Source organism: Geothermobacter hydrogeniphilus, from assembly GCF_002093115.1.
GTDB lineage: Bacteria > Desulfobacterota > Desulfuromonadia > Desulfuromonadales > Geothermobacteraceae > Geothermobacter_A > Geothermobacter_A hydrogeniphilus.
Genome location: NZ_NAAD01000018.1, coordinates 45,545 through 64,758 on the forward strand (window position 1 = coordinate 45,545; position 19,214 = coordinate 64,758).

General features: G+C 55.9%; 14 protein-coding genes and 1 pseudogene. 4 read left to right on the plus strand and 11 right to left on the minus strand.

Annotation, left to right across the window (positions count from 1 at the left end; translation table 11 throughout):
* Window positions 1-9: 9 nt before the first annotated feature.
* On the plus strand, window positions 10-2,307 hold the full coding sequence (locus B5V00_RS13280) for a hybrid sensor histidine kinase/response regulator (protein WP_085011297.1): 2,298 nt from the start codon (window positions 10-12) through the stop codon (window positions 2,305-2,307).
* Between the two features lie 20 nt (window positions 2,308-2,327).
* Here B5V00_RS13280 and B5V00_RS13285 read toward each other — a convergent pair whose 3' ends face one another.
* From B5V00_RS13285 to B5V00_RS17450, 4 genes are all read right to left on the minus strand, one after another.
* Window positions 2,328-3,212, minus strand: a complete 885-nt coding sequence (locus B5V00_RS13285; RefSeq protein ID WP_085011298.1) for a PHP domain-containing protein — start codon at window positions 3,210-3,212, stop codon at window positions 2,328-2,330.
* Window positions 3,213-3,244: 32 nt separating this feature from the next.
* The gene (locus tag B5V00_RS13290; protein WP_085011299.1) at window positions 3,245-5,527 is read right to left on the minus strand and encodes a Tex family protein; all 2,283 of its coding nucleotides are present in this window, start codon (window positions 5,525-5,527) and stop codon (window positions 3,245-3,247) included.
* A gap of 123 nt (window positions 5,528-5,650) precedes the next feature.
* Complete coding sequence (locus B5V00_RS17650) at window positions 5,651-5,743, minus strand: hypothetical protein (protein WP_216355492.1); 93 nt, start codon at window positions 5,741-5,743, stop codon at window positions 5,651-5,653.
* Window positions 5,740-6,288, minus strand: a complete 549-nt coding sequence (locus B5V00_RS17450) for a four helix bundle protein (RefSeq protein ID WP_245803977.1) — start codon at window positions 6,286-6,288, stop codon at window positions 5,740-5,742. The genes B5V00_RS17650 and B5V00_RS17450 overlap by 4 nt, the downstream gene beginning before the upstream one ends.
* An 805-nt stretch (window positions 6,289-7,093) precedes the next feature.
* Here B5V00_RS17450 and B5V00_RS13300 point away from each other — a divergent pair.
* Window positions 7,094-9,691, plus strand: a complete 2,598-nt coding sequence (locus tag B5V00_RS13300) for a toll/interleukin-1 receptor domain-containing protein (protein ID WP_085011300.1) — start codon at window positions 7,094-7,096, stop codon at window positions 9,689-9,691.
* A 258-nt stretch (window positions 9,692-9,949) separates the two neighbouring features.
* On the opposite strand, the pseudogene B5V00_RS17455 reads toward B5V00_RS13300, so the two are convergent.
* The 3 genes and pseudogenes from B5V00_RS17455 to B5V00_RS13310 all read right to left on the minus strand — a co-directional run.
* Window positions 9,950-10,129: pseudogene (locus B5V00_RS17455) on the minus strand (IS30 family transposase); the annotation flags it as partial.
* A 162-nt stretch (window positions 10,130-10,291) separates the two neighbouring features.
* A complete protein-coding gene (locus tag B5V00_RS13305) occupies window positions 10,292-11,554 on the minus strand; it encodes a type II toxin-antitoxin system HipA family toxin (protein WP_085011301.1) in 1,263 nt (420 codons plus the stop codon).
* Window positions 11,544-11,876 carry a helix-turn-helix transcriptional regulator gene (locus tag B5V00_RS13310; RefSeq protein ID WP_085011302.1) on the minus strand — a complete coding sequence of 111 codons (333 nt, stop codon included), beginning with the start codon at window positions 11,874-11,876 and terminating at the stop codon, window positions 11,544-11,546. The genes B5V00_RS13305 and B5V00_RS13310 overlap by 11 nt, the downstream gene beginning before the upstream one ends.
* A 249-nt stretch (window positions 11,877-12,125) precedes the next feature.
* Here B5V00_RS13310 and relB point away from each other — a divergent pair, with 249 nt between their 5' ends.
* On the plus strand, window positions 12,126-12,338 hold the full coding sequence (gene relB, locus B5V00_RS13315; protein WP_085011303.1) for a type II toxin-antitoxin system RelB family antitoxin: 213 nt from the start codon (window positions 12,126-12,128) through the stop codon (window positions 12,336-12,338).
* Window positions 12,322-12,588, plus strand: coding sequence for a type II toxin-antitoxin system RelE family toxin (locus B5V00_RS13320; RefSeq protein ID WP_085011304.1), 267 nt, complete (start codon window positions 12,322-12,324; stop codon window positions 12,586-12,588). Before relB ends, B5V00_RS13320 begins: the two co-directional genes overlap by 17 nt.
* A gap of 477 nt (window positions 12,589-13,065) precedes the next feature.
* On the opposite strand, the gene B5V00_RS13325 is transcribed toward B5V00_RS13320, so the two are convergent.
* The 4 genes from B5V00_RS13325 to B5V00_RS13340 form a co-directional block, all read right to left on the minus strand.
* Window positions 13,066-13,341 (minus strand): hypothetical protein, encoded by a 276-nt coding sequence (locus B5V00_RS13325; protein WP_085011305.1) that lies wholly within the window; start codon window positions 13,339-13,341, stop codon window positions 13,066-13,068.
* A gap of 15 nt (window positions 13,342-13,356) precedes the next feature.
* Complete coding sequence (locus B5V00_RS13330; protein ID WP_085011306.1) at window positions 13,357-16,347, minus strand: NAD-glutamate dehydrogenase domain-containing protein; 2,991 nt, start codon at window positions 16,345-16,347, stop codon at window positions 13,357-13,359.
* A gap of 148 nt (window positions 16,348-16,495) precedes the next feature.
* Window positions 16,496-16,987, minus strand: a complete 492-nt coding sequence (locus B5V00_RS13335) for a universal stress protein (RefSeq protein ID WP_245803978.1) — start codon at window positions 16,985-16,987, stop codon at window positions 16,496-16,498.
* Window positions 16,984-19,080, minus strand: coding sequence for a TRAP transporter permease (locus tag B5V00_RS13340; protein ID WP_085011308.1), 2,097 nt, complete (start codon window positions 19,078-19,080; stop codon window positions 16,984-16,986). The genes B5V00_RS13335 and B5V00_RS13340 overlap by 4 nt, the downstream gene beginning before the upstream one ends.
* Window positions 19,081-19,214 lie beyond the last annotated feature (134 nt).

The window sequence follows — 19,214 nt, forward strand, 5'->3', positions numbered from 1 at the left end:
TATGGATTCATGAATTTTCTCACCCGACTCCATTTCCGACAGAAACTGACACTGCTGATTTCGGTCGCACTCATTGTACCGTTGCTGGCATCCGTCCTGTTATTCAGCGGCATGATCAACCGACAGCTCAACCATAACTTCAGTCAACGACTCGAAGCCGATCTGGGAGCCTTGACATTGCTGCAGGAGCACCTGCGCAACAGTCTCGAGCAAGGGGTCGTTGGTCTGGCCAATGACAATACCCTGCAGATCACCAGCGACCTCAAGATCATTCCGCAACTGCAAAATTACCTGCAACGTCAAAGCCGGGCGCTGGACATTTCGGCCCTGCAGGTCTTCACTCCGTCAGGCCATCTTCTGGCGGCAACCGCGGAACTGCCGCAAAGCTGCTTTGATGCCCCGGGAACTCACCTGGTTACCGAAGGTCAGGGAGCCGTTCTGTGCACCCGGTCGACCATCCAGCAGGGAGAAAAACTGATCGGCTATATCGTCGGCGGCGAGCGACTGACCCTGCAGGCCATCGGGCACCATGCCCCGACCAGCCTGTTCGACGATTTCCTTTTGACACTTGACGGACAGGTGTTTCTCACCAACCTGGAAAGTCCGCCGGACAACATCTTCTCCGAACTGTCCTCGGCGAAAAAAGATGCCACCATCACTCTGTCCGGAACCAGGTATCGATCCCTCAGTCGTTGCATCAACGATGAAGGGCATCAGCTGTGTACTTCAGTGCTGCTGCCACTCAAACCCCTGCAACACAGTTTCTGGCGTACCGGCATACAGATCACGGGACTGGCCCTGCTCCTCTACCTGATCCTGCTGGTCATTCTACAACGCCTGATCAAGGGACTCACCGGGCCGATCCATCGTCTGACAAGGGCCGCGTCCCTGCTTGAAAAGGGGAGCGAACAAGAGTTGAAGCTCGACTTGAGCCGAGAGGATGAGTTCGGATTGCTCAACCGGACCTTCGCTCACATGGCCAGAACCCAGCGGAACCATACCCGTGAACTGGAGGCCCGGGTCGCCCAGCGAACCGCGGAACTGCAGAAAACGAACGATGCTCTGCGCCACGACATCCTGGCCCGACAAAAGGCGGAACGTGAAAAAGCTCAGCTCGAGGCGCAACTGCGCCAGACTCAGAAGATGGAGGCCCTCGGCACCATGGCCGGAGGTATCGCCCACGATTTCAACAACATCCTGATGCCGATCATCTGCTTTGCCGATCTGGCCCATATGCGCCTGGCAGAGGATCATGAAACCCGTCCCCTGCTGGAAGAAATTCTCAAAGCCGGCAACCGTGCCAAGGACCTGGTTGGACAGATCCTGGCTTTCAGCCGTCAGGACAAACAGAAACGGCAACCGGTCAACCTGGCCGAGTCGGTCAGCGAGGCCATGAAACTGGTCAGAGCCTCAACACCGGCGGGTATCGATATCTGCATGAATATCGACGCTTCAAATCTCTGGGTCGAAGCCAACGCCACCCAACTGCACCAGTTGATTCTCAATCTCTGCACCAACGCCGTTCAGGCCATGGGCGACAAAGGGCACCTTGAAATCCGATTGGAACAGGACGAGAGGGCGCAGGCCGTACTCAAGGTCAGCGACAACGGGCCGGGAATCCCGGCCGATATCCTTGAGCATATTTTCGAACCGTTCTTCACGACAAAAGAAGCCGGTCAAGGGACGGGAATGGGGCTGGCCATGGTACACGGAATCGTCCGCAACCATCACGGAGCCCTGAATGTCCAAAGCACCCCCGGCAACGGTACAACGTTCGAAGTCCGCTTCCCCTGCTGCAATTTTGACAATCTCCCGCTGGAGGAAACCACTGGCGAACTGCCCGGCGGCAAGGAACGGATTCTGGTGGTTGACGATGAGCCCGCCATTCTCCTGGCCTGGCAGACCCTGCTGGAAGACCTCGGTTACCGGGTGACGACGGCGGAGAAACCGGAAACCGCCCTTGAGGAAGTGATGAAAGAAATTTCCAGCTATGACCTGCTGATAACCGACCAGAACATGCCGGAAATGAGCGGTTCTGAACTGGCCCTGGCGATCCGCGACCTCAACCCCAACCTCCCGGTCATCATCTGCACCGGATACAGCGAAAGCTGTTCGCCGGAAGATGCTCGCCATCTCGGCTTTGACCATTACCTGCATAAACCCTGCAGATCCCAGGAATTGGCCGGCGCGGTACGCCAGGTGCTCGATCGCCGAGAGGAAAGCGGAATTGACTCTCAGCCGACCCGGACACAGAATACCGACAAGGATGCTTCGTCACCAACCCTGCAGGATGCCGTGGGACACTGACCCGGATTCCAGACGCCGTATCACCGGCAGGTACAACCCGCCGATTCAAGCTTACGCCGCAATTCCTCCAGGCAATCGTAGGGCACATTCAGCGAACCGAGGCGCGCCCCGGCGGCATCCTGTCCGGAGTCGCCGTTGCCGTGATCGTCGGAGCCGCCGGTCACCAGCAGACCCCGCCGGCGGGTTTCGGTGAGATACCAGAAGGTCTCCTCGACCCCGGCGCCGCCGTTGTAGACCTCGACCCCGTCGAGACCCTTCGGCTGCAGATCGTCGAGAATGCGGCGGAAAGTCTCGCGACCTCCGGGGATGTAGGGGGGGTGAGCCAGCACCGCGACCCCGCCGGCGTCGTGAATCAGGTCGATCGCCTCGACAACCGGAAAGAAACGTTTCTGGATATTGCAGCTGACCAGGTAGTTCTTGAACGCCTCTTCCATGGTCTTGACATGCCCCGCCTCCAGCAGCGCCCGGGCGATGTGCGGACGGCCGAAGGTGCCGCCGGCCAGCTGCCACACCCGCTCGAAGGAAATCGGCGTCCGTCCCTGCTCCACCAGCCTGTCGTTCACCCGCTCGACGATCCGTTCGTTGCGCCCGGCGCGGAAATCACGGAATTCGGCCAGGCTGGCGGTCAGCCGCGGGTGGTGATGATCGAAGCCGTAACCGAGCAGATGCACATCCTGCAGATCCTCCCAGATCACCGATAGCTCCACCCCGGAAATCACCTCGACCCCCAGCCGCTCACCGGCCGCCAGCGCCGCGTCGATGCCGTCGACATTGTCATGGTCGGCCAGGGCGATGGCCGCAACCCCGCGTTCGGCCGCCAGCATCACCACCTCTTCCGGGGTCATCAGGCCGTCGGAACAGGTTGAATGGAGGTGAAGGTCGACGGTTTTGTCAGCTTGGTTCATCTTTTTCTCCCTCGGCAAAGTCCCATTGTACCCTACTTTTTCACCCGAAACCCTGCCTTTTCGAAAGCGGCCTGCAATCCATCAGCAGATTTTTCCCCGCGCTTTCGCTGCGGGCGATTTCCACCCCCACCCTGCGGAGCCGGCTGGGTCTGCTTGATCGACAGGCCGATCCGTTTGCGGGCGCCATCCACACTGAGCACCTTCACCTTCACCTGCTGACCGACCTTGACCACCTCGGCCGGGTCGCGAACGAAGCGATGCGCCAACTCCGAAACATGCACCAGGCCGTCCTGGTGCACACCGACATCGACAAAGGCGCCGAAGGCGGCGACATTGGTCACCGTGCCGTCGAGGGTCATCCCTTCCCTGAGGTCTGAAATCTCCCGCACATCGTCACGGAAGCGCGGCGGCTCGAATTTCTCGCGCGGATCGCGTCCCGGCTTCTGCAGCTCCGCCAGGATGTCCCGCAGGGTCGGCAGCCCGACCTCGTCGCTGACATAACACTGCAGGTCGATACCCGCGACACGTTGCGGATCGGCACAGAGGTCGGCCACGGAGCAGCCGAGATCCGCCGCCATCCGTTCGACCAGAGCGTAGCGCTCCGGGTGGACCGCCGTGTTGTCAAGCGGATGGATGCTTTCCGGCAGGCGCAGGAATCCGGCCGCCAGCTCGAAGGCCCTCGGACCGAAGCGCGACACCTCAAGCAGCGCCCTGCGACTGGCAAAGGGACCGTTGGCGTCACGATGGGCGACGATGTTGCGGGCCAGGTTCTCGCCGAGACCGGAGACGTAGCTGAGCAGCCGCCAGGAGGCGGTATTGAGATTGACCCCGACCCAGTTGACCGCCGACTCGACGGTTGCGTCGAGGCTGCGCTGCAGGGCGTTCTGGTTGACGTCGTGCTGGTACTGGCCGACGCCGATGCTCTTCGGATCGATCTTCACCAGCTCAGCCAGCGGATCCTGCAGGCGGCGGGCGATGGAGACGGCGCCGCGCACCGTCAGGTCGAGATCGGGGAATTCGTCGCGGGCGATCTCGCTGGCCGAGTAGACACTGGCCCCGGCCTCGTTGACCAGTACCACCGGCAGCTCGATGCCGGCCTCCCCCAGGGTCTGACGGGCAAACTGCTCCATCTCGCGCCCGGCGGTGCCGTTGCCGACCGCCAGCAGCTCGATGGCGTGGTCGCGGACCATCTCCAGCAGGGTCACGCGGGCCTGCTCGACCTTTTGCGCGCCGCCGGTGTGCGGGTAGATGGTAGCGTGAGCCAGGAAACGGCCGGTGGCATCAACCGCCGCCAGCTTGGAGCCGGTGCGCAGCCCGGGGTCGATGCCGAGGGTCCGCTTCGGCCCGGCCGCCGGCTGCAGCAGCAGGTTCTTCAGGTTTTCGGCAAACACCTCGATAGCCGCGGCGTCGGCCGCCTGCTTGGCCTCCAGCCGCAGGTCGACCTCGATGGCCGGCGCCAGCAACCGGGCATAGGCGTCCCGTACGATGTCACGCAGCAGCTCGGCAAACGGTCCGCCACCACGAATGACCCGCTTTTCGATCCGCGCCCGGATCTCCTCCTCCGGAGCGGCCAGGGACAGGCGCAGCCAGTCTTCCTTTTCGCCGCGACGCATGGCCAGCAGCCGGTGAGAAGGGATCGATTTCAACGGCTCGCGGTAATCGTAGTACATCTCGTACTTGCTCACCTGCCCTTCCCTGTCCCGTGCGACCTTCGAGACCATCTCCCCCTTCTCCCAGGTCATGCGCCTGACCTGGGCACGGATCTCAGCGTCCTCGGCAATCCGCTCGGCGAGGATATGTCCGGCACCGGCCAGCGCCGCGGCGGTATCGGCGACCTCCCTGCCGGCGTCGACGAAGGGAGCGGCGATCTCGTCCAGGCTTCCCGGCAGGGGCTGCTGCGCCCAGATAATCTCTGCCAGCGGCTCCAGGCCCCGTTCGCGGGCAATCATCGCCTTGGTCCGGCGCCGGGGCCGGTAGGGCAGATAGAGATCTTCCAGTTCGGTCTTCTGCCGACAGGCGCGGATCTTCGCCTCCAGCTCGGCGGTCAGCTTCTGCTGGTCGGCGATGCTCTTCAGCACCGTCTCGCGACGTTCTTCCAGCTCCAGCAGGTAGTTCCAGCGCTCCTCGATGGTACGGATCTGCACCTCGTCCAGCTCGCCGGTCGCCTCCTTGCGGTAGCGAGCGATAAACGGCACCGTCGCCCCCTCCCCAAGCAGCTCCACGGTTCGCGCCACTCCGCCCGCGGGCAGCGAGGTCTCTTCAATCAGCCAGGAAAGCAGCTGTTTCCGCTGCGGTTCGGTCAGTTCAATGGCCATGTTTCCTCCAGTGGTTCGGTTGTTGCGAAGGCGCGGATTTTAGCACAGGCGGGAAGAACCGGGATAAAGATATTTCAGCCTGCGGAGTTCTGATCTGCCAGCCCGAACGGGCCGGCGGACGGGTTATGACTTCTGCCTGCGTTTTGCACTGCGCACGCGATAGAGGCGTTCGGAAAAGCCCCCTTCGTTCTCAAAATCCAGGGCCAAACGCTTCACCTGGCGATCGAGAAGGTAGCAGGCCTCAGTAACGAAAGAGCGGCGTTCGCGGCCAGACAGGCAGAAGAGAGGGACCCGCACGGACGTGCAGCGACGTCCACGGACCCGGCAGGACCCGTCCACTCCTGGACAGTCCGTGTGTCTCTGTTCAGCCTCCGTGTCTGTCCCTGTTCGTCCAGGAATCTTTTCCGCTCCGCGGCAACCCAGGCCTGTACCTCTTTCAGGGTTTGCGGCTTCAGGGCTTTGAAGCGCATCAGCGCAGGGTGCTGCGGTTCCAGCATGGGCAATTCCCGCTGCCGCAGAAAATCCTCATAGTCGAGCTTCAGCTCTTCCAGGCTCGCCCGCGCCACCTGCGTCAGCTTGAGTTCGGTCTTTTTCGACGTGGCCGAAGCTTGCGAGCCCTCCGCGATGTTCTGTACCCCGCTGCGCGCCGCCTGAACCATCTGATCTTTCGTCCGACTGAAGCGGTCTATAACCTGAATCAGTGGGCTTATCACCGGCGAATAGCACAACTCATTGACCTGCCTGCGCTTCCCCAAAATCACCGGCGAACCTATGGGTGCGCCTCAGATTTTTGAAAAGCGCATTCAGGCCAAGCACCTGCACTCTTCATCCGGCATAAGCCCACTGATTCAGGTGTACTTGTCGCAGAACCGAACCGTCACATCGTAGACCAGTTGCGCCACCTGGAAGCTTTTCAGTTTGCGGTATCCACCATGTTGCGGGATCAGTCCAGACATCCGCCCCCCTCCTCCTTCGCCAAGCCTGGCATTATGTTCTACCACAAATTTTCTCTCATCTCACAACCTGGCAGCCGGGCCTTCACATCAGAGACATTGCAAAAACATCATGATTCCGGGCAAATGGACAATTGACAGACCCTGAGAAATTTTTTAGGCTGTCAAACAGCTTTCTACAGCACGCCGGGGAATCCAGGGAGGGGAATATCCACGCAGCACCCGGATCAAGTCACCTGCCAAATTCTCCATTCACAGAAACATTTCAGCTTGCGCAAACGCGACAAAGTTTGCAGTCGGAAAGGCTGAAAAGGGAACTGTTCAAGTGGTCTTCAAAATTCAGGGAGAAGAAAAGTGCCCGCACATGGCATAGGGGCACAATGATTGCCAATCCGAAATTGAAATGCCCATCATTGAACAATTAAACAACGTTCCTCTGCTACTCACACAATTGAACACCACAAAAAAGGGAAATCTCAGGCAAGCGATAAACGATATAAACAACTGTTAATTTGGGTATGAGGTAGACGATAATTTTGCCATAGAAACAGCATCTAATATTCCCACAAAATCCTTTGCAGTTAATGGATATTGATATCGGAGGGAACCGACAATGGAATCAGGGCTAAAGCTAAAACTATTCATAAGTTATTCTCATCTTGACGAAGGTCTAGTTAATGAATTTATAAAGCACATCACTCCACTAAAAAACAATGGTGTGATTGATGAGTGGTATGACAGAAAAATTTTAGGTGGTGATGATTTTCAAGATACCATTGATAACAACTTGGACAATGCAAATATTATTTGTCTTTTCATATCTAAGAATTTCATCTCTTCTAATGCGTGTATCAAGGAGAAGGAAAAAGCTTTTTACCTTAAATGCTCTAAAGGAGTCATTGTTCTTCCAATAATATTGTCTCCATGTGCATGGTTGGATGATATGGAATTAAGGAAAGTTTTAGCTTACCCAACAGACGGCAAGCCAGTTATCAGTCATTCAAATAATGATGAAGCTTGGGTTGATGTTTATAATGGACTAAAGAAAATTATCGATGAAATGTCAAAATATAAACAACTCAATCTTAAAACTGACTTCATTGAGTTCTTAAACAGCGCTGAACTTCTATCAAAAGCCCATTACAAGAAAGAGCGCATAACCCTTGATGACATTTTTATTTATCCATATTTTGAAAAATATGACTACGTCAAGGGCAATGAAAAAAAAATAAACTCAAAGGAGCTAATTGAAAAAATACTACTAATTGAAAAAATACTATTGGCTGGAGAAAATCAAGCTGGAAAAACAACTTTTTGCAAAAAAGTGTTTTCTAAGCTGCATGAACTTTCTATGGTTCCTGTTTATGTAGCAGGAGAATCAAGTAATTCATACCAAGGAAAAATCGACAACATAATTAGCAATTGCTTTTCTCAACAATATGAAGGGTTGGAGTTCAAAGAAATAGACAAGATTAAGATAGTCCCCATCCTTGATAATTTCCATTATGCAAAGGAAAAAGAAAAACACATTAAAGACCTGGAAGAGTACAAACATCAGGTGATTATCGTTGATGACATATTTGGTCTTAACTTTAAGAATGAATCAACTATAAGTGCATATTCTCACTACAAAATTCAGGAACTTTCGCCGTCTTTAAGGAATGAATTAATCAGAAAATGGGCAAGCATTGGCCAGCAAGAATTGCCATTGATTCATGAAAATGAAGTTTACAGAGAGATAGACAGCAAAGAAGAACTTATAAATACAACACTCGGGATTGTTATAGGCAATGGCATCATGCCTTCCTACCCGTTTTTTATTCTTTCTATTATTAGTACATACGATACGGCAACACCACTCAATCAGGAAATAACCTCACAGGGATATTGTTATCAAGCCCTAATATATATGTACTTAAGAAAACATGGCGTCAAAAACGAAGACATTGATATATACATCAACTTCCTGACGGAGTTTTCATATCACATATACAAAGCCAAGAAATATGAAATTCCGCAACACGAATTTGATTTATTCATGAAAGGGTACCTTGAACGTTTCAATATGCCAATTGAACAAGAGGTCCTGATTCAAAGACTGAGGTCAACGAGGATTATTAACTTAGACTCATTTATGAACTATTCATTTTGCTATCAATATATTTATTATTATTTTGTTGCAAAATATATAGCTGAAAATATCGAAGAAACAAAGGATGACTTGTGTAATATTGTTTATAATTTGCAACGAGATGAAAATGCTTATATATGCATCTTTATTACGCATCATACGCGAGATGACTTTGTATTGGATGAGATAATACTGAGTGCATGTGAACTATTTTCGAGTTATCAGCCTGCCACTTTAAGTAAAAAAGAACTGCACTTTTTTGACGAGGAAGTTAGTTCAATTATTAATGCAGTATTGCATTTGCCTGACAACTCTCCAGAAAAGGAGCGCGAAGAACGCTTAAGAGCAAAAGACGAGGCAGAGCAGGAAAATCAACATAGACCTCCTGCGCCAGAAGTTGAGCATAGTGATGATTTAACGCTTGCGATACGTAAAAGCATTAAAACAGTCGAGGTGATGGGGAGGATAATTAAACAACGTGCAGGGTCATTAAAGAAGGACAGACTTGAGTTTCTTTTTGAAGAAGCAATGAATGTTCATCTACGCATTCTGTCATATTTTTTTGAGCTTATCAGGAATGTCGACGGACAACGTGAAATTGTTGATTACATCTCGTGCAGGCTCGAAAAACACATTGAGGACAATGAAGGCAAGAAGCCTTTATCAAAAGATCAACTTATAAAAATCAGCAAAAACATTTTCTGGAATACTAACTTTTTTATTATATGTGGTTGTTTTGAAAAAATGACTCATTCGTTGGGTTCAAATAAGTTGACTCAGGTAATTGATTCAGTATGCAATAAGGTGGATACTCCATCGGCATTCCTACTCAAACATGGGATATTGATGTGGTACAATAAAAATTTACAAGTTGACCAGATATCAGACAAAATCAAAGAGGATGGTTTTTCTGAAACAGCAATCAAAGTAGTCAAAACCATGATCATAAATCATTGTGCAATGCATTCTATTGGATTTCGAGACAAACAAAAAATTGAAGATAAGCTTGGGATTACTGCAAAAAAACTATTGGTTGAGCAATCTAAGGGAAAAGCATTGTCAATGGCAAACAAAAACTGACCAACATTTCAGCTCTTTGGAAATTGAAAATTGACCCACCTGTTCTGAGATGGTTATAACCTGACAGTTGGCCACAAAATGAAGAGATGGTCATGCCGCCCCTGGCTGGGGTAAAGATGGAGTTGTCGAAGCTTCATCAACCTCAGCAAAGGAGAACGTCATGACCACCAAACGCAAAGTAGCACGAAGGAAGCTCAGCTTGCTAGAACTCGCTGCCGAAATGAACAATGTCAGCAAGGCCCGTCAGCAAGGGTGGATTCAAATTGCAAGTGCACCACGAGCGACAGACCAGAACACCTCATGGGGAGTCCGGTATCCGAGACACTTCCGTGGGCGATTATTTAACCGTCTGACGGCCTCTGCAACATCGTCTTCATCGATTTTGCGAAAGTCGACTCCTTTTCGGAAATATTGGCGCAACAAATCGTTGGTGTTTTCGGCACCAAAAAGGGACGCCCATGTAATTAAAAGAACCTATGGGGTCAGGCTTGTAAGATGGTAAGTTTGTCATGGGAAACCCTTGAGGGACGTTGTTTAACTGTTGAATGGGAAGAAGCTCCAAAGCCTTTCGCTACATCTGCTCAAGGATGGTTTTCGTATTTATCTCCCCGCCAAATAGTCTTCGAAAACATAGGGATTCAGAAACTGCCTGCTCCGCAGCAGGTTGCGATCCACCGGGCTCAGTTCGGCCTCGTCGCAGACCTCCTCCCATTTCTGCTTGATCGTCTCGATTTGCCCTTCGATAATTTCCCGTGCTTCCTCCTTTTTCAGCAGGAAGTTGGGGGCCGCCTGCAGGCAGGTGGCCAGCCTGCTTGAACGGTCGTTGCCGACAATCAGCATGGCCTGGGAGGCTTCGTTGCCGCCACAGTCCTGGGGGCAGATGTCGTAGGCCGGGGTCAGGGACAGGGTCTTGCCGTCCCAGAAGGCCGCATGGTTGCGCGCGTGGTCATCGGTATTGCCGCACAGGATGTTGAAGACCAGCCGGGAGAAAAGCTCCCTGAGCGTTTCGCGGGGCTGGTCGAAGTCGTGGCGGATCAGTTCGGCGAAGGTCTCATAGCTGGCATAGCGGCCCATCATCTCGTCGAGCCCGAACAAAGTCAGCGCCGAGATCATCAGCTTCCGGGTCCATCCCGTTGCTGTTTTGCGGCGATCGAAGCGTTCGATCAGCAGCACATCCCGGTGGGCGGCCTTGACGAGTTTGACCGGGGCGACATTCATCCCGGCCAGCTGAGCGAGGCGCATGGCGACAAACTCAGCCTTAACGACATTGCGGGTGTCGGTGGTCGATGAGAACTTGGCGATGTATTTCCGCTTACCGTCTTCGATCAACGCCTTGGGTCTGGCCCCACCGATGGAACTGCCATGGAGCAGCGCGCTGTTCAGCCCCGGTGTCAGGGGAATTCCCTTTTCCACCCGCTCCGCCGCTTCCAGCAGCTCGGCCAACGAAGCATTTCGGGCCAGCCGAGGGGTGTATTCTGTCGGTGACCGTTGAAAGTCGAGGGCTCCGATCCGGTCTGACCCCGACATGAGCAGGAAGGTCAGCTCACTGGTCTCCCCGGTATCGATCTTCACGGCATCTTTGCCATAGATCCTGTTGAGAATGACCCTGCGGCCCCAGGCATCGGGAGCTGCATCTCTGATGCAGCCGGGAATGGACAGTCCGTCGAGGAGGGGCAGGTGTCCCGCCCGCAGGGGCAGTTCCGGTGGAAAAAGGGAGATGGCCTCGGCCCGTTCCAGGAAGCTGCGCCCGTAATTGAACAGCAGCGAGCCGTGACTTTCTTCCAGTCTGCCGGCGACCACCGGTTCCGTTTCTCCCGGCAGCCAGACCCAGACAAAGGCCTCATTGGGTACCTTAGAAGTCATCGGAGACCTCCCGGGGGTTGCTGCGGATCCGTTTGGGCAGCAGAGACAGAGTCTGTTTGGCCAGGTTCGACCTCGCGGCGAGCTGTTCGGTGTCGGTCTCGAACAGGGGGAGACCCACCAGGGTGGCGACCTCGAAGACCAGCCCCAGGGAGCAACCGGGATCCCCCGCCTCGATCTTCTGCAGGGTCGCTCGGGAAATGCCGGCCCGCTCCGCGAGCTCTCGCTCGGACCAACCACGTTGCTTGCGAAACGATTTAATCTGCACCGCCAGGTAGTTGATCGCCTCTCTGGTATGCCTGGAAAAGGCTCTGGTTTTTGACATTGTCGCCTCTTTGACCATTATGATAATCATTGTCGGCATTAGTGACTTATATACTAGTCACAATTGGTTGCAGTTGTCAAAAACCAACGCTCTATTTGGGAGATGCCCAAGGTGGCGCAGTCCCGGTTTGGCCGGGTTAAGCCTGTTTCAGAGGCGCCGCATGTTGATCGGCACAATTTGGGTTGAAGACAACCGTTTGACGTTGCAATAAAAGCGTATTACAATGTCATACATATTGAGGAGGAAGGGATGATTACAGTCAGGCTGGAAAAAGAGCTTGAGGAACAGATTGATCTGCTGGCGAGAGCCAGTGGCGGAAACCGCAGCACCATTGTTCGTGAAGCGATTGTCCGCTACCTGGAGGACAACGAAGATCTGGAGCTGGCCCGCAGCGCCATGTCCGAGAGTCGCGGCAGCAAACCTCTGCGTGAATTGAGGAGAGAACTTGGCCTGGACGGTTGAAGTCAGCGACATCGCTGAGAAACAGCTACGTAAACTCGATCGTCCAATCCAAAAACGCATCCTTGATTGGCTCGACGATCGCCTCGAAGGCTGCAAGAACCCGCGCCACTTCGGTGAACCGCTTAAGGGAGATCTGCTTGGCCTCTGGCGCTATCGGATTGGCAACTACCGGATTATCTGTGAAATTCAGGAGGACCACCTGGTGGTTTTGGCACTGAATATAGGCCATCGCCGGGAGATTTATCGCTGAGTGGAACCAGTAGCAGAACCAGTAGGGTCAGGATTGCAAGATGGCAAGTTTGCATCAGGTTTAAATCATGGCCCGAAAACCCGCATTCATTATCCCAGCACATGGCCTCCCCCCCTCAGTTGAATTTTGTGCCGAATCAAGGCGCAGCCTGATGAGCGCGGAGGTGTAGCGGCAGCTACGTCGCACAAGCGAAGAAGGATGCAACACAGAGTCGGTGCAAAAGACCCGCCCCTCCCCCACCGCAACGAAGCTCGAACTCTCCGTCACCCCCCACAGTTGAAGGGCGAGGGATTTTTCGTCAGATCAAGGCGGGTGCCGATGAGCGCGGAGACGTACCTGAATGGTACGTCGCACAAGCGAAGAGGTACCCAACGCCGAGCTGGCGGAAAAGAACCGCCCCTCCCCACCGAAAAAAAAATGCCGGCCCGAAGGCCGGCGATTCAAGGGGAGAGGGGAAGTTGGATCGGGGGTTTAGAGTCAGAATCCGCTGACTTTGGAGGTTTCAAGGTAGACGCAATGTTCACTCGACCAGTTCTGGGAGTCCATAATGCGCGGCAGGTCGATGCTGCTGCCGGCGGGAAAACGCCCGGCAGACTCAAGCAGCCGCACCCGAACCCGGTTCGAGTGGAGGGAGGCAATCACTCCCCGGGCCCTGAAACTGCCCAGGTTGTCACTCCAGCAGGCGATGACGCGGCTGCCGAGAGCGAGATGTTCATCTTCATTCCGGAGGGAAAGAATTGGATCTGGTCCCATCGTTACAGTTTCTCCTCAAGCGGAAAAATGGCGCTGCAGGTGGCCGTTGAGCATCTGTTCGTAGTCGGCTTCACGATCCTGCTGGTAAACCAGCGACGAAGCGATTTCACTGGCGAGAATGGCCGCCTGGTACTTCGGCGGCAGGCTGCCGATCCGTTTGCGATAGCGTGGCGTTTCACGCAGGATACGCGGCAGGTGCGCCAGCAGCGCCCGGCGATAAAGAGGCCGTGAGGCCAGCTCCGGACGATCCTGAAAATAGCGGAACAGACGTGCGTAGTGTTCGTTGATCTCCCGCGACAGCCCGGCGGAGATGTCCGTGTAGCTGCGACTGCCGGAATATTCGTCGTAGCGGCGGAAAATCAGCCGCGCCTCGTCGGCGGCGCGTTTTTCCAGAATTTCCAGCACATCACCGACGTAGGCATCCTTGTTGGCGAAAAATTCCTTCTCGGTCAGCAGCAGGTTGGCGATGATCTCGTAGGAAGAAGAGATCACCCCGCACTTGTTGGCGGAGGCGTCACGCATGATGATGATCCCCTCGGCCTGCAGTTTTTCCCGCGCCTCGGGGGTGATGAAGGAGTTGGCACCCTCGATGATCGCCCTGGCGCTCGGCGTGCCGCCGGGAAGAAACTGCTGCCAGTTGCCGGCGTGGATCGTCTCCGGCCGTCCGCCGGCGGGAATGAAGAGATCGGCTTCAACCTTGAAAACCAGGCTGTTGAACTCGCGGTAAAACTCGTCAACGGTGATCCACTCCTCGACCAGTTCCCCGTCGGTGCGGCTCACCTTGCGGTAAAGTTCACGCAGACCGTCTTTTTTTGTCTGGCTGCGGAAGATCATCATGCCGCCGTCGTGCAGCGCCTGCGGATCGAAACCATCGATGTCGCTCTTCAGCACCACCTGCGCCAGGGCCTCCCGGTCGGCACCTGCCGGATCGACCAGCGCTCCGCTGCCGTCGAGAATCAGCCGGATCTGCACCTGCGGACAGCGTTCCAGCAGCAGGCGCAGTCCGTTCCCGGCGACATCCCCGCCGGGACCGCCGGTGAGCTTGACGCTGAAGGCATCCTTGCGCATGTCGATACCAAGCTGCTGCAGGGTGATTTCGGCGAAGGTGATCACCCCGGTCGAGGTAACACCATACTCCTTGTGGTTGATACCGAACCGTTTGCTCGACATCACGCCGGGACCGAGCAGGTAACCGCGCTTCGCCGAAATGCGCGCGATCAGCTCGACCATCTCGTCGTGCATGTTCTCATCCGGACCGAGTTCGATCGGCTCATCCTCACCGTAATAATCAACCACCCGCGGATCACGCGCTTTACCATCTTCGGTGACAAAGATATCGAGAAACGCCTGAATGAACCCGTACTGCAGCTTGTAGAGCCGTCGGGTAACGGTTTCGGGGTTGTCGAGGTCGGCGGCATCGAGGGCCACCACCATCTTCGACCCCCCTTCGTAAATATCCTTGTTCTTCAGGTGCTGGGTGTGAGCCAGCACGTAGTTTTCCCGGAACAGGGTGTTGGCGCTGGTGATGAAGTCGTCGCGGTTCTTCGCCAGCACCGTGCGCCAGCCACCGCGGGCGATATCGGAGAAGCCGATATGATAACCGCAGCCGTGACGACCGTAGAAGAAGGTCACCCGGAAGGGCCGCTCCGGCGGCAGGTCGGCGGTGAACTCGGGGCCGAGCCGGTCGAGGTATCCGGGATCGAGACGGAAGGCCAGAGCGTGCTTCTCGTTAACGAAGAAATTGGTCTTCAGGGTATGGGTGATGAACAACAGGCAGCAGTTGAAAACCGTGCGCCGGATCCCATCGAGATAGGCGTGACCGGTATTGTAGTCACTGATTGCCTGCTTCAGTTCCGCACACTCGCGCCGGTAGTGTTCGTCACGATCCGGCAACTGCGGTTCAAACCGGGTGCGGAACAGCGCCACCAACCGCAGGGTCATCTCCAGGTCGGAGGTGAAAGCCCGCTCAACCTCCTCGTAACCGAACCGGTCCGGCTGGTTGTGCGCCAGGGTGGTGTGGCAGAAGCCGGCAAAGGCATTGACCAGTGCCGCGTCGATACCGTTCATGCTGCCGGTGGCGACAAAACGCTGGTAGCTCTCGGACGCGGTCGACAGGATCTGCGTATTGAACAGTTCCTGCTCAAGCTGGTTGTAGAGAAAGCCGTCCCTGGTCAGCAGCGTCTTCCCCCCCCCACGCAGATAGAAAGTGCCGAGGAAGTAAGGGTGGATACCGTTATGGATGGTCAGGCAGTAGGAACGCTTGATGCCGAGACCGAGACGGTTGTAGACCTCCATCACCTGCTGCAGGAAATCGAGCTGCGGCGGGTTGCCGGCGGCGAAGAGGATGCGGTATTCCGGCTGATCGAGTATCTCCTCGGCCGGTTCGGCGTCAAAAAAGACCCCGCCGCTCTGCACCGCCTGGTGATAGAGCCAGAGGATCTGCGCCACCCGGCGGGGCGGAGAATGCCGCACGTAAGTCTCGTTGTTGATCCAGACCAGACGAAGTTCCTTGTCGAAACGGGAGAAGTCATAGTCGGGATAGTGCGCCTTGAGCGCGGTGCGGATTTCACGATGCAGGCGCTTGGGAATCCGCACCTCGCCGGCGTTCAGCACTTCCTCGGCGGTACGCCGGTCGAATTCAAACCGCTGCAGTTCCAGCTCTTCGCCGATGCCGGGAACCGGGGCGTAGGAGTGGGTGAACTGGGCGTAGGAGATCTCCCGCTCACGCAGCAGTCTCAGGGTCCGATAAAGAGAGCCCGGCTGATTCAGCCGGGCCAGGATCAGAGTTTTGTCGGTATCACGCAGCACCAGTCGCTTGTTGCGTTTCAGGTAGGGCATCTGGATCGCCAGCGAACCGATCGCTTCCGCCTCGTCGTGCATGGTCACCGACAGGTAGGGGTGCATCTGCTCCTGCAGCCATTGCAGGTTGGCGCCGGCGTCCAGGCAGCGGGCGGTGATCGATTTGGAAACCTGACGGAACCAGCGGATCTTTTCTGCTTCGGTCATTGAAATCTTCCTTGAGGGGTCAGACGTCACAACCGGAACAACTCCCGGCAACCCGGGAAACGACCGGCTGAACCAGTGCCGATTTTTCACCTCGAACAAACACGTGTTTGTCCATATCGAACACTCTACGAGCCTCCACCCCTTACTGTCAATGGGTCAATGGAACCAACAGGACCGGAATCTCGGCCCGACGCATGATTTTCTGCGCGACGCTGCCGAGAAAGGCGTACTCAAGCCGCCCCTTGCCGTGGGTACCGATCAGCAGCAGATCGGCGCCACACTTGCGAACCTCGCTGAGGATGGTGGACGCCGGCGGTCCATGCAGCACTTCGATCCGCTCGATGCGGGCCAGATCCTCCGGATGGTCTGCCAGTTCTTCCCGGGCGAAAGCTCGCATCTTTTCACTCAGGGAAGCGGCCACCGCGTCCTTGTGGGCCAGTTCGTGGTCGGCCAGCCGGTCGCTTCCCATCACCACCGAGACGTAGTTGACCACCGACTGGTCGAACTCGGGCAGCACATGCAGAATTTCAATCTCGGCCTGGTGGGCGCGGGCGACACAGATCGCGTGGCGCAGCACCACCGCCGCTCCGGCCGACAGATCGGTGGCAAAAACAATCTTGCGGTATTGTGGAATCATCATCGTGCTCCTTCGGCGGCGGCCGTCATCAGCGACGCTTCGTGTTTACGGGCCCGCGGTTTCTGCATGGCGTAGATCACTCCCAGCAGGGCGACGCCGAGCAGATAGCAGAGATAGTGGTTTTCCAGCCCCAGCAGGTTGCCGAAGAAATCAGGCCGGAACATGATGGCGCAGACCAGGAACAGCAGCAACATCTCGTGAATACGGTTCTTGGCGATGAACCATCCCTGGGTCGCGGCAGCGAAGGCGCAGGTACCGACACAGGTCATGACGAAAATGAAGATCGCCAGCGGGAAGCTGTTGATACCGACCAGCAGAATATCGGTATTGAAGATGAACATGAAAGGCAGCGCCGCGGTACGGATATCGTAGAGAAAGCCCTGCACCCCGGTTGGAATCGGCTCACTGCGGGCAATGGCGGCTGCAGCATAGGCGGCCAGTCCGACCGGCGGGGTATCGTCGGCGAGGATGCCGAAGTAGAAACAGAACAGGTGCGCGGCGATCAGCGGCACGGCAAAACCGCTGTCTCCAGCCAGGGTGACCAGCGCCGGCGCCGTCAGGCTGGCCATGACGATGTAGTTGGCGGTGGTCGGCAGCCCCATGCCGAGGATCAGGCTGGCGAAGGCGACGATAGCGAGCATCAGGTAGAGATTGCCCATACTCAGGGTGTCGATGATATCAGTCACCAGACCACCCAGGCCCATGGTCACCACCCCGACAACGATACCGGCAGCGGCGGTGGCAACCGCCACGCTGACCATGTTGCGGGCACCGGCGACCATACCGTCGAAAATATCATCCACGCCCTTCATGAACCCGGCGCCGATGGACGTCCCTTCACGACGCGCCCGCAGCGCGTGCTGGAAGAACATGATCACCAGCAGCACCATGGTGGCGCGGAAGGCGGCCATATCGGGCGAATGGCGGGGAATAATCAGCTCGTAGAGCAGGTAGAGGATCGGCAGCAGATAGTGCAGACCGCCGCTCAGCACCTGGAAGAAGACCGGCAGCTCCGACTTGTGCAGACCGCGCATGCCGAGCTTGCTGGCCTCGATGTGGGTAAGGAAGAAAAGGGCCACGTAGGAGGCGAAGGCGGGAATCGCCGCCGCCTTGCAGACTTCCAGGTAAGGCAGGTTGACGTACTCGGCGATGATGAAGGCCGCGGCCCCCATGACCGGCGGCATCAGCTGACCGTTGGTTGAAACCGCGACCTCGATGGCGGCCGCCTTTTTCGCCGGGTAACCGACTTTCTTCATCATCGGGATGGTGAAAGTTCCGGTGGTCACCACGTTGGCGATCGACGAACCGGAGATCAGGCCGGTCAACCCCGAGGAGAGGACCGCCGCCTTGGCCGGGCCGCCCTTGTAACGACCGAGCAGGCTCATCGCCAGATCGATGAAAAACTTGCCGGCTCCGGCCTTTTCAAGCAGGGCGCCGAACAGCACGTAAAGAAAAACAATCTTGGCCGAAACAAAGATCGGCACCCCGTAGATTCCTTCGGTAGTCAACGAGATCTGGCCGAGGTAGCGGTGCAGACTGACCCCTTTGAAGGACAGGAAGTCGGGCATGTAGGGACCGAAAAAGGCATAGGCGGTGAAAATGATGCCGATAATCGCCAGTGCCGGACCGACCACCCGCCGGGTCGCTTCCCAGAGAATCAGAACCAGCAGGCCACCGATGATCATATCGCGGGTATTGGGCATACCGACCCGGCTGGCGATGCCTTCATAATCGATGGCGATATAGAGCGCCATGCCGGCCGCCGCCAGGGCGATGAAGAGATCGACCATCGGGATGCGATCCGTTGCCGACAGCCAGCGCAGTCCGGGAATACTGACCTTGCGCTTGAGGGTCGGGAAGGATACGAAGATCAGGAACAGGGCGAACGCCAGGTGGATCGACCGCACGTAGGTCGAATCGAGCAGCAGCCAACTGGCCAGCGACAACTGGAACAGGGACCAGGAAAGAGCGACCAGCGGCACAATGAAACGCTGCCAGCCGACCGCGGTCCGCAACCCCATTTCCTCTTCTTCAACCATTCTGCGGGCTTTTTCAAGCCCCTCATCGATCTGTTCCTGCGTCTTCACATCGCTCATGGGAATAAATCTCCTTGGGAATTCACTATCCGGACGTTGGAATCCAGGCGTCAGAAATCAGCAGACTGAACGCTCACGCATGGACCTGAATCAGTGATTCAGATTGTCTTCCGAATGAATGCCGGGAGGTGCGT